Annotated in this window: 10 protein-coding genes and 2 riboswitches; of the genes, 1 reads left to right on the top strand and 9 read right to left on the bottom strand. The window is 41.6% G+C overall.

Annotated features, from left to right (window positions below; genetic code table 11):
* Window positions 1-30: 30 nt before the first annotated feature.
* Window positions 31-3,108: a peptidase domain-containing ABC transporter gene (locus tag HEQ19_17035; GenBank protein ID WYM00945.1), complete on the bottom strand. Its 3,078-nt coding sequence runs from the start codon at window positions 3,106-3,108 to the stop codon at window positions 31-33.
* Window positions 3,109-3,403: 295 nt separating this feature from the next.
* On the opposite strand from HEQ19_17035, the gene HEQ19_17030 reads away from it, so the two are divergent.
* Window positions 3,404-3,583, top strand: a complete 180-nt coding sequence (locus tag HEQ19_17030; GenBank protein ID WYM00944.1) for a hypothetical protein — start codon at window positions 3,404-3,406, stop codon at window positions 3,581-3,583.
* Between the two features lie 1,199 nt (window positions 3,584-4,782).
* Here HEQ19_17030 and ilvA read toward each other — a convergent pair.
* The 8 genes from ilvA to HEQ19_16985 all read right to left on the bottom strand — a co-directional run bounded on the left by ilvA (window position 4,783) and on the right by HEQ19_16985 (window position 14,606).
* Window positions 4,783-6,294, bottom strand: a complete 1,512-nt coding sequence (ilvA, locus tag HEQ19_17025; GenBank protein ID WYM00943.1) for a threonine ammonia-lyase, biosynthetic — start codon at window positions 6,292-6,294, stop codon at window positions 4,783-4,785.
* 560 nt (window positions 6,295-6,854) lie between these two features.
* A complete protein-coding gene (locus tag HEQ19_17020) occupies window positions 6,855-7,499 on the bottom strand; it encodes a universal stress protein (GenBank protein WYM03466.1) in 645 nt (214 codons plus the stop codon).
* A gap of 242 nt (window positions 7,500-7,741) precedes the next feature.
* A riboswitch (cyclic di-AMP (ydaO/yuaA leader) is annotated at window positions 7,742-7,875 on the bottom strand.
* 141 nt (window positions 7,876-8,016) lie between these two features.
* Entirely contained in the window at window positions 8,017-8,853 is an 837-nt protein-coding gene (locus HEQ19_17015) for a nitrate ABC transporter ATP-binding protein (GenBank protein WYM00942.1), read from the bottom strand.
* A 63-nt stretch (window positions 8,854-8,916) separates the two neighbouring features.
* Window positions 8,917-10,359, bottom strand: coding sequence for an ABC transporter substrate-binding protein (locus HEQ19_17010; GenBank protein WYM00941.1), 1,443 nt, complete (start codon window positions 10,357-10,359; stop codon window positions 8,917-8,919).
* A gap of 126 nt (window positions 10,360-10,485) precedes the next feature.
* Window positions 10,486-11,337 carry a nitrate ABC transporter permease gene (gene ntrB, locus HEQ19_17005; protein WYM00940.1) on the bottom strand — a complete coding sequence of 284 codons (852 nt, stop codon included), beginning with the start codon at window positions 11,335-11,337 and terminating at the stop codon, window positions 10,486-10,488.
* A gap of 96 nt (window positions 11,338-11,433) precedes the next feature.
* A riboswitch (cyclic di-AMP (ydaO/yuaA leader) is annotated at window positions 11,434-11,635 on the bottom strand.
* 372 nt (window positions 11,636-12,007) lie between these two features.
* Window positions 12,008-12,694, bottom strand: coding sequence for a ribonuclease III (gene rnc, locus HEQ19_17000; GenBank protein WYM00939.1), 687 nt, complete (start codon window positions 12,692-12,694; stop codon window positions 12,008-12,010).
* 856 nt (window positions 12,695-13,550) lie between these two features.
* Complete coding sequence (locus HEQ19_16990) at window positions 13,551-13,742, bottom strand: hypothetical protein (GenBank protein WYM00937.1); 192 nt, start codon at window positions 13,740-13,742, stop codon at window positions 13,551-13,553.
* Window positions 13,743-13,967: 225 nt separating this feature from the next.
* Entirely contained in the window at window positions 13,968-14,606 is a 639-nt protein-coding gene (locus tag HEQ19_16985) for a Uma2 family endonuclease (GenBank protein ID WYM00936.1), read from the bottom strand.
* Window positions 14,607-14,640: the final 34 nt, after the last annotated feature.

Below are 14,640 nucleotides of genomic sequence, written 5' to 3'. Positions count from 1 at the left end.
GTGCCATTCTCCCCTTCCAATCTCCAGTCGCTAGACTGCTTGACTAAGTTGTTGTTGATTGAGGTAGTAGTAATGACCCTTTTTGACGATTAATTCATCGTGAGTACCACTTTCCACCAATAGGCCGCGATCTAAAACTAGAATCAAATCGGCATTGCGGACAGTAGATAGGCGATGGGCAATAATTACACTGGTGCGTCCTTGGAGAATTGTTTTAAGGTTGTTTTGAATAATACGTTCTGATTCCGAGTCTAAATGACTTGTAGCTTCATCAAAAAGTAACAATCGAGGATTTCCCAGCAAAGCACGGGCAATAGCTAGGCGTTGGCGTTGTCCGCCGGAAAGCATTCCGCCCCCTTCACCAATTTGGGATTCGTAACCCATTGGTAGTTGCTGAATGAATTCATCTGCTCCGGCAAATCTTGCTGCCTGGATAATTTCTTCTAAAGAAGCTTCTGGGTGAGCGATGGATATATTTTCACGAATAGTGCCACCAAATAGGAAGGTATCTTGATCGACAACACCTATTTGAGAGCGCAGAGATTGCAAGGAAACACCAGAGACATTATGACCGTCTACCAAGACTTTTCCATCTGTCGTAGGGTATAAACCTAAAATTAATTTGCTCAGGGTTGTTTTTCCAGAACCACTGCGGCCTACCACTGCTACCATTTGCTCTGGCTGGATTTCAAAGCTGACATTTTCTAGGACGTTTTTCTCGCTCTCTGGATGATAGCGAAAGGTGACATTCTCAAAGCGAATATTACCACGCAATTTACCTAGGGACTTGCGGGGTTTTTTGTGCAAGTCTTCTTCTGGTTCGGCCTCTAAGACATCGTTAATGCGTTCAGTGGAAATAATAATTTCCTGCAATTCATTCCACAGCATTGACAGCCTCTGAAAAGGACTCAAGACGTTACCTACCAACATGTTGAAAGCAACTAATTGTCCAATCGTCAGTTCGCCTTCAATCACCTGGGATGCTCCAAACCACATCAATGAGGCATTCACAAAGGTTTGGATGACGCCACTGACTATTTGTAAGTTATTAACTATGATCTGAGCATTAAAGCCTTTTTTGACTAAATCATGTAGCAGTTCTTCCCAACGCCAGCGCACTGTCTGTTCTATTGCTAATGAGCGGACTGTACGAATTCCGGTGAGGGATTCGATCAGATAGCTGTTTTCTTCGGCTCCAGCATTAAAAATCTCTCTGGAGATGCGGCGCAAAATATTTGTGCTAGCCAAGGCCATGATAAAAAATGGCGGGACAGTCAGCAGCACAAATAAGGCCATGCGCCAGCTATAGGAGAACATCAGGGCTAGATAGATCACCAATGTCATCATATCTAGGATGATTGAGAGTGTCTGACCTGTGAGGAAGGACTGAATTTTCTGGTTTTCTTGGATACGAGAGACGATATCCCCGACGAAACGGGACTCAAAATATGAAAGGGGTAAGCGGAATGTATGTTTGATAAAACCTACCAGTAGGGAGATGCTGACGCGGTTGGCTGTATGAGCTAGCAAATATTGCCGTACTCCATTCATGGCAATACCGAACAAACCAAAAACGATCATCCCCACACCAACGGCATTTAAGGTACTAACGCTGCGTTGTACAAGCACTCGGTCGAGCAACAACTGAGTGAATACCGGTGTCACCAATCCAAATAACTGAATAAAGATTGAGGCGATTAAGACTTCTAGTAGTACCCAATAGTGAGGCTTGATTAAACTAAAAAACTTCCAGAAGCTTGTACTCTCGTCTTTGGCATCTTTTAGTACGGATGTGGGTTGGAGTAACAATGCATAGCCAGTCCAACCTTGGTTAAATTCGCTTTTTGTTAAGCTGCGTTGACCAAGGGCAGGATCGCAGACAATCACGCGCTTTTTGGTGATTTCGTAGACAACGATGTAGTGTTTACCTTCCCAATGGGCTATCGCCGGTAGAGGTTGTTCTGCCAATTTTTCGAGGGTAGCTTTAACTGGACGGCTAGCAAAACCGAGGTTTTCTGCTGCAGCAGCTAGAGCGCGTAAAGAGGCGCCACTACGGTTGACGTTGGTCATATCTCGCAAGCGATTGACGCTGAAGCGCTGATCCCAATAGTTCCCAATCATTACTAAGCAAGCAGCACCGCAGTCTGCACCACTCTGTTGGGCATAGAAGGGATATTGCTTGGTGAGTCGTCCCCACCAATGCCATATTTGTACTTTTGGGCTGGGGAAGTAAGCATCTAGTTTTTTTGGCTGTTTTTTGGACTCTCTTTCTCGCTCTGGAAAGGGAATAACGTTGGGAATTGGGTTTTGGTGCCCAGGAAAACTCTTCCTTGGTCGAATGTCACTCCTACCTGGTCTTTTGTCCCTGGTCTGTTCTCCCAGTTCCCCTAATTCCTGACAGTGTTCTAGTGCTGTTTGCCATTCAGATTTTTTCAAAATGTAGGCGATCGCTGGTTGCTTTACTTGCCAATTACCCTGTTTTGGCTGTGCATAAATTTTACCTGGGGTCAAAGAGTCAGCCTGAGAATTTACCAGTTTACCTGTGTGTAATAGCCATAACTGGGCATCTTGAGATACTTGCTCGCTTACTGAGCCAATCTCTAGACTGTGCCGCTCAAACATCTCTAAGGCTTTGAGCATTCCTGGAACAAGTGAACTATGGGGCGGAAATTCTGAGTTTTGCCGACATAACATCAGCAAATCCCAAAGTTCTGCCTTTCGATATAGGCGAACGCAGATATCCGTATATTTATTTACTAACCTCTCCAATACCTCCTGTCGGAGATAGCAAAGTTTTAAGTTTGTTGAAGCTCTAGCAATGTAAGGAGTAAAGTGTGATTTGGGAAACAGTGTTTGTTCCCCAAATGATGATTCTGCAGACAGCGTGGTGATTAACCTCTCAGAGCTATCTAACAGTCGGACTTTACCTGTCAGGATGATGTAGATCCCTGGAATCATATCTATAGACTGCCAAAATTGCTTTGCTACTGGCGGCTCTATAATTTCCGCTGCTACCAAGCAACTTTGCAGTTCCCTTTCTGAAAGGGTCTCTCCCAAAACACCCATGAGTTTTTCACCCAGCTGTTGTGGGGAAAATGCTGTGATCATCAATTAACCTCTTTAGATTAAATTTAATTAGAGACTTGCAAAACAGTTGACTGCTAATGGTCAACTATCAACCGTCAACAACATTTATTAGTGGTTATTTTGATTTGTTGGAATTCCCTAACTCATGGAAACTAGCCTGTCAGTTGGATAGGCAATGCCCACCACAATCGCTTTTTGTAAGGCATAGCCCTACTGACAAATACTTAGATATCTTGAGAAATCAAACCGGACTCCTATATAGGACTAGTATTTGATTTGTCAAATATACTACCTACAGAAACTTACATATGTTGATATGTTTAAAAATCAAATCGGATTGCTACTTCAATTAGTTTTCATCCCCTGGCTAAAGTACAAAAAACGCAACTGCGTTACTGTCTGGGTTTTTCAGCATTTTCCTGATAATTCCAGGAAAGCTGATGCGGGAGTCGCAGCCGATTGGATTATGGGGATATTGCTGAAATATGCTGGATAAATTCATAACTTAACCTCAAACAAATATTTATGTCGGTTAAGAGGATGTTTTAAAAGGGTACTTTGCTTTCATACTTAGCACAACCAAGTATCTCAGTAAATGGCTGAAACCTTGATTTCTCCTCGCTGTTAACCCAAGTCGAAGCTGCTCGATTATACCTTCCGGGACTTTTAAAACATCGTCTAAGTTTGGTCACAAAAAAATTATACACTTATTTTTCAGATTGCAACATAGAAGTTCCAATCTGAAAAATAAATAAATAAAAAATAAATACAATGGCTGGTATAGAAATGCGAATTTGATTATGAGAAAGTACATAGGCTTGACATCGAATCAACATGTAAAATTTTATTCATTCCTGACGATTATAAATCGCGAACAAACTGCCTAAACCTGCTTTTACTGGTTATTTTATTAAGTACACGCAGGTGGATTTTGTTTGTGTAGTAGCGATTTATATCGCCAAATTGTCTTCAAATTTCTGATGAATGATTTAGAATTGCGATAAATACTCCCTTCCCGCTAGAAAATTATCACCAATGTAATTTATTGTGTAACAAACAATGTCACATAATCAATTACCTAGATTGTCACCCCACCTCCCTGAGTAGAAAGCGAGTAATGTTTATTCATGTATTCTCATGTAATACATGATAGTTGAAGAAGGCAGCTATGCTGGAGGCAGAAGGTTTCGTTCAGATGGGGAGTCAAAACCAACCATGACCAGAGCCACCAAATTTTCAATTTGGTGGGGGTCTTAAACCCTTGCTCCTTCTAGCTAGTCGCGCAGACGGTTCGGGCAATCTTATAAGGGATAAATCCCTTCTGCCATAAACCTCTGCCCTCTGCCTTTCTTCGATATTACTAGTAGTCTGTCAATTTTGTTTTGAGGGATTTTTGGTAGTGTGAGCGTCTCGCTCACGCGGGCAAGATGCCCGCACTACAGTCCATCATTTTTATCTTGACAGAGTACTAGAGTGTTTTACTTGGTAAATTGTCCTACAAATAGTCAATACTTTTATCACCAAACCAGAATTCTTTACGAAATTCATATATTTTCTATACAGAAAATAAATAAAAAAATCAGACTTATACCAATTGAAAAAATCTTTGCAACACATCGATAATCTGTAGGGGCGCAAGGCCTTGCGCCCCTACCCTACGTTCAAGCTGCGCTAATAGCGCAACTACGAACAACCCTAACCCAAAAACAGCTTGTAAGCAGGATTCTGACTTTCATCCCAATAACGATAGCCGAGGGTATCGAGAAAAGCTTGCCATTCTTGCATTTCTTGGGGTGGTACCTGGATACCTACCACAATTCGCCCGTAGTCGGCGCCATTGTTGCGGTAGTGAAACATGCTAATATTCCAATCAGGACTCATAGAACCGACAAACTTCATTAATGCACCAGGACGCTCAGGAAATTCAAATCTGTAGAGTAATTCATTATGCGCCAGGGGAGAATGTCCACCAACCATGTGCCGCAAATGCAATTTTGTCAATTCATCATCTGTTAAATCTATAGTTTCAAACCCGCAGCCTTCAAAGGTTTGCACCATCTTCACAGCATCAGCGCGGTTTTGAATTTGCATCCCGACAAAAATATGGGCTGTTTTTTGATCAGCAATGCGATAATTAAACTCAGTCAGATTGCGTTTGCCAAGACATTCGCAAAACTTACGCAGACTACCCGCCTCTTCCGGAATCGTCACAGCAAAGATAGCCTCGCGACGTTCGCCAAATTCTGCCCGTTCGGCCACAAACCGCAGACGCTCAAAGTTCATGTTAGCACCACAGGCGACAGCTACTAAGGTTTTGCCCTGAATTTGCTCTCGTTCAGCATAGGCTTTCGCAGCGGCGATCGCCAATGCCCCCGCAGGTTCTAAAATTGATCTGGTATCTTCAAACACGTCTTTAATCGCCGCACAGGTATCATCGGTATCGACCAGAATAATTTCATCTACATACTGCTGGCACAAATGGAAGGTTTCTTCCCCGACTTCCCGCACTGCTACCCCATCCGCAAATAACCCCACCTGGGATAACCGCACCCGTTTACCTGCTTTGAGGGATTGATTCATTGCATCCGCATCCACGGGTTCCACACCAATAATCTTGATTTCTGGACGCAACCGCTTGACATAAGCGGCAATTCCTGATATTAATCCGCCACCACCAATGGCAACAAAAATTGCATGGATGGGTTGCTGGTATTGGCGAAGAATTTCCATACCAATGGTACCCTGTCCAGCAATCACATCCGGGTCATCAAAGGGGTGAATAAACGTTAAGTCCTTTTCCGCCTCCAGCTTCCGAGCATAGGCGTAGGCATCATCATAGGTATCCCCATATAATACCACCTCTCCCCCCCGCGCCTTCACTGCATCTACCTTCACCTGGGGGGTAGTTACCGGCATGACAATAATTGCTCTAGTTCCCAGACGTTTTGCACTGAGGGCGACACCTTGGGCATGGTTGCCCGCAGAGGCAGCAATAACACCTTGTGCTAACATATCAGGAGGCAGGTTTACCATCTTGTTGTAAGCCCCCCGCAGTTTAAAGGAAAACACTGACTGCATATCTTCTCGCTTCAGCAGCAGCTTGTTATTTACTCTCGCCGAGAGATTAGGGGCATATTCTAAAGGCGTTTCTTGAGCAACATCGTATACGCGGGCGGTCAGGATTTGTACCAGGTAATCGCAATACATGGGGTCAACAGGTTGTAGATGCCGGATGGAGATTAATTTTACTTGATATTTGTACCTGTTGGGCGGGGAATGAGTAATGAATAATGAGTAATGAGTAATGAGTGGATTATTTTTTATTTTTATTTCAACTTGTTGATTGAAGTTGTTAATATCTTAATAATTCTTTCAATACTCAATACTCAATACTCAATACTCAATACTCAATACTCAATACTCAATACTCAATACTCATTACTCATTACTCAATACTCAATACTCAATACTCAATACTCAATACTCAATACTCAATACTCAATACTCAATACTCAATACTCAATACTCAATACTCAATACTCAATACTCAATACTCATTACTCATTACTCATTACTCATTACTCATTACTCATTACTCAATACTCAATACTCAATACTCATTACTCAATACTCAATACTCAATACTCAATACTCATTACTCATTACTCATTACTCATTACTCATTGCCACCAAGTCGGCGGGCTATAGTCCAAAAGAACCCATAAGGAGATGGATAAACCGCCGACTTCCCATGAACACAGATCTAATCAATCATCAATCCCATTAGGAATACCCAAGACAGCACAGGGAAAGTTATAACCTAATGCCTTAATTATGGGATGATTGACAGACCTGCAGCCGACAAACAAAATATCAGCAGCTTCTAATTCGACAACTTTTTTCAGTTCTGTAGTCAAATCTCCAAACCGCAGATGAGATTGGAAGGAACCTTGCCATTCTTCAGCCAGACTTCGGGCTTGCCAAACAATTTTATCTGCTTGTTGTAAGGGGGCTAGCAATTTTTCTTGTAAAAGTGGTGTAATCGTGCTTAATTTTGGTTGAGAGAGAACTGTTAAGACAGATTTTGATACATTGCTCGCTGGGCACTCTAAATTTGGCAAATGTTTGGCAGAATTAAAGATTTCTGGATACTCCCTGGTGTAATTTTCTTCGACTACATAAACGCCTTGTACCGTGACTTGGATGTTAGTAGCTAAACGGGTTTGGTGAGCCATCCAAAAGGCGAGATCTAAGGCGGTGTGACTCTTGGGGGAACCGTCATAAGCCACGATTAAATTAACTGAATTTTCTGGTTCAGCGGGTTGAGAAAATGGTTTTTCAGGCTCTGGTAGCAATACCATTTGTTCAACTAAGTCATTGCGACCGATGGCGCTTTGTAGACGCGCTAACATTGGCTTGATTTTCACAGCTTTAACTTCTCTCCTATGAAATGAAGTACGTATGAGAAGCAGGGCAAACAATTTTAGATACTTCGACTTCCCTGCGGGACGCTGCGCGAACGCTCAGTACAAGTTTTGGATTTTGGATTTTGAATTGAATGGTGAAAGACCCAATCTCAAATTGCAAATCTCAAATCTAAAATCGGTAGAGGAAACCCCAATCACAGCTAATAAGTGCAGCCAAAGTTTTTGGGGGTTCCTTCCATTGCCGACGGAGTTAGCTGACGGGCTAAGACTGGAAGGTGTCTCTCATATAGATTCGCCCCAAACGTTGGTTCCTCCGTTTCAAATCCGGTTTTGATGAATTTGAATTAGGCTACCCATTAAAACAGTTATCAGATATCAGTTATCAGGATATTATGTGGTCGTGGTGTGACGAAAGGCCTCCAGCAATGGGTATGATGTTTCACGCCCATTTCGGAAATTGATAAATGTTCACTGATAACTGTTAAAAAAATAATAGTCTATTTTACTCGTCTTGAGTGAAATATTTATCCAAAAAATTTAAAGCGTGGTTACGGAGTTCAAAATATTCTTTTGAGTTTCGCATAGCAGCGCGATCGCGTGGATGAGGAAATGGGACTTCTAAGATTTCCCCAATCGCAGCTGCTGGACCATTTGTCATTAATACGATCCGATCTGACATATATAGTGCTTCATCTACATCATGGGTAATCATCATCACTGCTTGCCGATTGTTCTCCCAAATATCCAAAACCTGCCGCTGTAGTTTACTCCTAGTGAGGGCATCTAGTGCCCCAAAAGGCTCATCCATCAACAGCATTTTGGGGCGAATTGCCAAGGCTCTGGCAATGCCCACACGCTGTTTCATACCCCCAGAAATTTCATCGGGATATTTATCAGCAGCCGCCGTCAAGTTTACCATTGCCAAGTGTTCGTTTACAATGCTAATTTTTTCGGCACGATTGGCATTTTTTAACACTTCATCCACGGCTAATCGGATATTTTCCCGCACTGTTAACCAAGGTAAAAGAGAATAATTCTGAAATACCATCATCCTGTCTGCTCCCGGCTGGCGAATTTCTTTACCCTCTAGCCGTACCGATCCAGAAGTAGCTTTTTCAAACCCACCAATAATTTTCAACAATGTTGATTTACCACAGCCAGAATGCCCAATTACAGAAATATATTCATCTTCACCAATTGTGAGATTAACATTATTTAAAACAACAAAATTGCCTTTATCAGGTGTCGGATAAGACTTGACCAAATTTTCAACTTCGAGAAATCCATTTCGGGTCATAGGTTTGTTGTTGGTATTGGTTGGTAATGAGGTATATTTCATTATCAAATGCTCCTGAGTGTTGTTATTGGTTATTTGTCATGAGGAAATTAACTCCTCAATCTGCTAAGACATGAAAAAGCGCGTCGGAGCGTTGGCTCTAATGGGAAAACTATTCAAATAACCAACAGGATCGCTGGGGTCAAAGCCTTTTTTATCAATGAAGACTTCTGGGGGTTCTACTTTGTAATCGTCTTTGGGAGATTCAATCCCCATTTCGGCAGCAATTTCGCGATAAAGGTCAGTTCGCCAGCCTCTTTCGGCTATTTTATGGGCATTTTTGGGAATTTTTGGGATTTGTCCCCAACGGGCTGCTTGGGTCATCAACCATATACTTCTAGATCGCCATAAAAATGTCCCGTGTTCTCCTGGTTCTTGAGGAATATTTTGCGGCACATCATAGAAAATTGTGGTATCGGCGGCTGGAATGGTGCGGTCTTTACCATCAAATCCGCCGTAGTTGTAGTTGCCGAGAATTCCAGGACCTGTAAACTTAGTAATCGGCGCACCCGGTTTTTTCGGCTTTGCGCCGGTAAAGGAACGGTCGGTTAATAATTCGGCAACCTCTTGACGATTTTCCACTTTACTGCAGTACTGGCAAGCTTCAATCATGGCCTTGACCAGAGAACGATAGGTTTTGGGATAATTATTGATGAACGATTCCATCACTCCCAATAATCTATCTGGGTGTCCTAACCAAACTTCTTTACCTTGGGCGAAGGTAAAACCAATACCTTCGTTACCTTTAATTGCTCTGGTGTTCCAAGGTTCTGCTACCATGTATGCCTGCATTGCACCGATTCTCATGTTGGTGACCATTTGCGGCGGGGGTGTAATAATTACCCGAAATTCCTTGAGAGGATCGACGCCTGCGGCTGCAGATATGTAGCGGACAAAGTATTCGTAAATGGCTGAACTCAGCACCACCGCCCAAACTTTACGTTCTGGGGGTTGGCTGTCAAAGTAGCCGCGAAAATCTTTACCAAAGGCTTCTAATGCACCATCACCATATGTTTGTTGATACTCGTACCACGGACGCAGCCCATAATCCCACATGGCTTTGTTCATCGTCATGGCGTTACCGTGGTGATGAATAGTCATCGCCGCACATAAGGGGGCGTGGCGTGCGCCTTCAGCCCCTATTCTGGCGTTGGTGACGGCACCACATACCACTGGTGAAGCGTCCAAGCGACCAAAAATCAGACCGTCGCGGGAGGTAGCCCAACTGGCTTCGCGGTTGAGTTGGACGTTTAAACCATATTTGCGGAAGAAGCCTTTTTTCCAGGCGATCGCAAATGGGGCACAATCATTAACGGGTACATATCCCACGGTGATGTTGGGTTTTTCTAAATCTTGGGATCTAACTACTGGTTTTACGGCTAGGGCTTCTTCTGTTAATCCCTTAGCAGATCTATCTCCTGAAATAGCACAGGAGGATAGGGCGATTCCAGCGGCTGTTGCGCCCATCCCAACAATAAATTCTCTTCGATTCCTGTAATAATTATTCATTATCTCTTTTGGCTTGTGATTAACTACAAGTCTTAATTTTTTCCACCGCAAATATGCTAGTATTTATTTTTTGAAATACTACTTTGTAGGTAGGGCTATGCCCACCCTACTACTACAAACCCGAAACTAATTTACAGATTTTGGACGATGAGTTACTAATTCTTGAACTTTGCCGACAGCGTAATCTAAAACTAGTCCAGTTAAGCCAATTACTAATACGGCTAGGAATACTGAACTTAAGTTTAAGCGGCTCCATTCATCCCAAACAAAAAAGCCAATCCCAATACCGCCTGTGAGCATTTCGACAGCAACAATTACTAACCAAGCAATTCCTAAACTAATTCGCAATCCTGTAAAAATATAGGGCAAACTGGCAGGCAAAATAATTTTTGTAATCTGTCGCCAACGGGGCATTTCTAACACTCGTGCCACATCTAAATAATCTTTGGAAACGCTAGAAACTCCCAGGGCGGTATTAATAATTGTCGGCCACAAAGAAGTGATAAAAATTACGAAAATCGCTGAAGGTTCTGCCAAGTTGAAGATGGCTAAGGAAATCGGTAGCCAAGCTAGGGGCGATACGGGCTTAAAGATTTGAATAATCGGATTGAATGCTAGCATTGCCGGTTTGGACATTCCAATCAGAAATCCTAGGGGAATTGCTACTACAGCACCCAAGAAAAAGCCCAGTAATACACGACGCAGACTGGCTAACAATAACCAACCAATTCCTAAATTACCAGGGCCGCGTTCGTAAAATGGGTTTAAAATGTAGTCCAAATTAGCTACCAGCGCCTCTGGCGGGGTAGGCATTAATTCATGATTGGCAAGTGCTATAATCCACCACAATATGATGATTCCTAAAAAGCCCACCACAGGCCATAAGAATACATCAGAAAGAATCACAGGTTTTGTTTTTTTCCAGGCCGCTTGTCCAGCAATAGCCACGATTGCAGCTAGATTAAGTTGAAATACCATTGACAACCTCAACAGATTTAAGTGCGGGTACAAAAATATGAGCAGTACCAGCCTTGGAAACTGATGAGATCAGAACATGATTAAAATTCTGTCTCTTCAGTCTCCTCTCAATGCCTACGAAGTTAGCTGACGGGCTAGGGCTGAGAGATGCCCTTCTGAAGAAAGTTATGAGTTATAAGTTAAATATTAGTAACTCCTCACTTCTAACTCCTCACTTTCTGCCAAATACGCCCCAAAAGGTGGTTCCTCCGCTCCAACATTACATTCTATGTTGCGCTGGATTAGGCTGACTTACTCTAATAACATATTAACATTAACAATATAACATAGTTTCTCAGTAAAAACATCTGTCTTGAGATAATTTTTTCTGACTTAAATACCTAATTTTTCTCATTCTCCTGGTTGAAGCAACATCAGATGGAGGTTATTTATCAAGTGAAAATCAAATTTCTATAGGGTGTGTTAGGCAGTAGAAAGGGATGACTTATTTTTTGTAAGTGCCCAAATAAACCAATTTACATGAAAATTTAGATTAGTCAAGCATAAAATGAGTCATATATTTTTCTATTTTTAATATTGTAGGGTGCGCCAGATTTGAGAAATTGGTGATTATCAAGAGATTTTTGACATCTGACGCCCCCTACTAATGCGCGAATTGGGTAAGTACTGTTTACAACAACCCTTTTTTTGTCAATTTAGCTAGTCCATCTTCAGCAGCAGCTTTTTCAGCATCTTTTTTGTTCTTTCCCTTACCTTCTCCATACACCTTGTCACCCACGAATACTTTAGCTATAAATTCTGGTGCGTGAGACACACCGCCTACTTGCACTGTGTCATATTTGGGAGGATTGTTGGGAGTGAGGTTGCGTTGTACCCATTCTTGGAAGCGATTTTTTGAGTCTACATTTGAGCGCACAACAACTATGTTTTCAGGTACAGAATCAAACAATGGTTCGACAATAGCGCGGACTGTTTTAATATCGGAATTATTATCGAGATAATAAGCGCCAATCACTGCTTCAAAAGTACTACTGAGTAAATTAGGATTTTGATAGCCTCCATCTCTTATTGCGCCTTTTCCTAGCCGCATCCTGAAATCTAAACCTACTTCAATTGCAAATTTTGCTAATTGCTTTTCATCTACCAATGCAGAACGCCGTCGGGTTAATTCGTCTTCTCCCTTTTCTGGATGACGATTATAGAGATACTCACCGCTTAAGTAATTTAGTAAAGCATCACCGAGAAATTCTAGGCGTTCATTGGCTTCCCCTTCTCCTGGGTTTTCATGCACATAAGAACGGTGGGTTAGCGCACGGCGTAGAAGTTTTTCATCACGGAATATCAGAAGTTTGTGCATTTTTATTTTGTGTTTTCTAATTTTGCTTGAATGAATAGGGCGGACAGGATGTCCACCCCACAAGATTTGAGCCTGATATAATTGAGGCGTTATCTAGACGCAGTTACTCTTTTTCCCTCCAGGAGGATAGAGACTATTTCCGCGATAGTTGTTACATGAAAAACAAGAAAGTCGTAGGTTTTCAAAAGAGTTAGAACCGCCACGACTCTTGGGTAAAAGGTGCTCAATTGTCAGGTTTTCTTTGGCAATATTTTGCCGACACCACCAACATTCAGAACCATATAAAGCGATGAGTTGCTGCTTCTTGTTGCGCTTTTGTTTAGGATTCATTTTTGCCTAATTTTGATTTGGTGAACTAGGCAGCATCAACAAATCACACATCTAGCAGTAGCATAGCTTTATGCAAGGAAATGATACTCAATTAGTACTTCCCTATCAAAAAACTATCTACCGGCACTCTTTTTGGTTCAAGTCTCAGCCGTAGAATTCCTGGCTTCCTACCAAGCTTCGTGTCATCCCATCCCCTCAACATTCGCCCAAACATCTCATCTTCCACTGAAAGTCTTGTCAATTAGTTGACGTGACATCAGGCTGAATGTTCAGCCGAAGGGATGACATGGAGCTAGGCAGGAAACTAGGAATTCTGCTGCTGAGACAACACCAAAAACCTGCGCTTTAGTAGTGCGGTTATTTTGCTGCCTTAAGTACAGCTTTGCACAAGTAATACTACTTGTCAAGTATCTTACACAAGATTATTCGAGCCAGCGGATTCATGCTGAAGGTTCAGTTAAGGGGCTTACTGTTGGGTATTTTTTAAATTGCAAGTCCCTTGAGAGAGACTTTTACTGTTAAAATTTCAGACATCAACATTTATCTGTTCTATTTGCCTAGCAGCTTTATCCCACAGCTTGGCTGAAGTTTCATCTTGCCAATGATTTCGCAAATTCTCGGCTTTTTTGTGACATATTCGCTCTTGCATCTCTAAGATTGCAGCTAATGTCAATTTGTCGATTAATGCTTCTAAAACATCCATGTATTCTTTGTTCATAACCGATATCTCCCTTGTCGATTGCCAAATTATTGGACTACTTGAGAAATTAATGTCCGCAATTATATTAAGCCTCAAACCATTATTATTTTAGTTGGTGTTTAGCCAGTTAGATACTAACGCAAGGTGAATCTTTGCCATTCTCCATGCTCCATGCCCAGGTGTCTGTATCTTTTTATATTATTTGTATATATTGTATATTTTGTATATATTTGTAGTGGCAATTCATGAATTGCTCCGACGGATGTTTTCACGGAACTTTGAGATTAAATCTTTTGGTTTTTCACCAGACAAAAGCAAACTTGCCAAAAGAGTGAAATCTAAATCGGGTAAAAATTCACTTTTTGATATTTTCTCATACTTATCACCCCGCAGAAAATATAACGAAAATTGATGATTCTGCCAAAACCAAACTTCTGGTACACCCAAACCTTGATAAATTAATAAATCATCAATTCCCCCACTCGTCACAACTACCTCAATAGCCAAATCAGGAACAGATTTTTCCGAATCAAAACAATAACATTCATCTGGTTCAATACCTCTAGCGGCTGCTTCCCTTCTAAAAGTAGTTGAACCTAAAGGATAAAAATCAATATCTTTTTCTATAAAATAGGTTTCTAACAATAAAGCAATAATCTTTTTATCAAACTCATGGCGACGACTAGGAGACATTATTTGTAAAGTACCTTCTAAATATTTAAAGCGATAATGAGAAGTATTTTCAAATTTCTGTAACAGAATCTCATATATATTCCAGTTAATCCCATTCATCAGTAAAATTTGGTCAGAATCAACATTATCTAATGCTGATTGACTTGTTAATTCTTCCCAGCGACTCAACTTTTCTAGTAAACCTAACATTGTCACTGCTCCAAAATTGCTTTAATCTTACAGC

Origin of the sequence: Gloeotrichia echinulata CP02 (genome assembly GCA_038087035.1) — a bacterium.
Lineage (GTDB): Bacteria > Cyanobacteriota > Cyanobacteriia > Cyanobacteriales > Nostocaceae > Gloeotrichia > Gloeotrichia echinulata.
The sequence above is the reverse complement of the archived record's forward strand: the minus strand, read 5'-3'. Positions and strand labels throughout refer to the sequence as shown.

Coding starts and splice junctions, on each gene's coding strand:
- HEQ19_17010 (WYM00941.1), bottom strand. CDS start 10,359: ATGAATAATTATTACAGGAATCGAAGAGAATTTATTGTTGGGATGGGC.
- HEQ19_17020 (WYM03466.1), bottom strand. CDS start 7,499: ATGTTAGCGCGTCTACAAAGCGCCATCGGTCGCAATGACTTAGTTGAA.
- HEQ19_17035 (WYM00945.1), bottom strand. CDS start 3,108: ATGATCACAGCATTTTCCCCACAACAGCTGGGTGAAAAACTCATGGGT.
- HEQ19_17030 (WYM00944.1), top strand. CDS start 3,404: ATGTTTAAAAATCAAATCGGATTGCTACTTCAATTAGTTTTCATCCCC.
- HEQ19_16985 (WYM00936.1), bottom strand. CDS start 14,606: ATGTTAGGTTTACTAGAAAAGTTGAGTCGCTGGGAAGAATTAACAAGT.
- HEQ19_17015 (WYM00942.1), bottom strand. CDS start 8,853: ATGAAATATACCTCATTACCAACCAATACCAACAACAAACCTATGACC.
- rnc (WYM00939.1), bottom strand. CDS start 12,694: ATGCACAAACTTCTGATATTCCGTGATGAAAAACTTCTACGCCGTGCG.
- HEQ19_16990 (WYM00937.1), bottom strand. CDS start 13,742: ATGAACAAAGAATACATGGATGTTTTAGAAGCATTAATCGACAAATTG.
- ilvA (WYM00943.1), bottom strand. CDS start 6,294: ATGTATTGCGATTACCTGGTACAAATCCTGACCGCCCGCGTATACGAT.
- ntrB (WYM00940.1), bottom strand. CDS start 11,337: ATGGTATTTCAACTTAATCTAGCTGCAATCGTGGCTATTGCTGGACAA.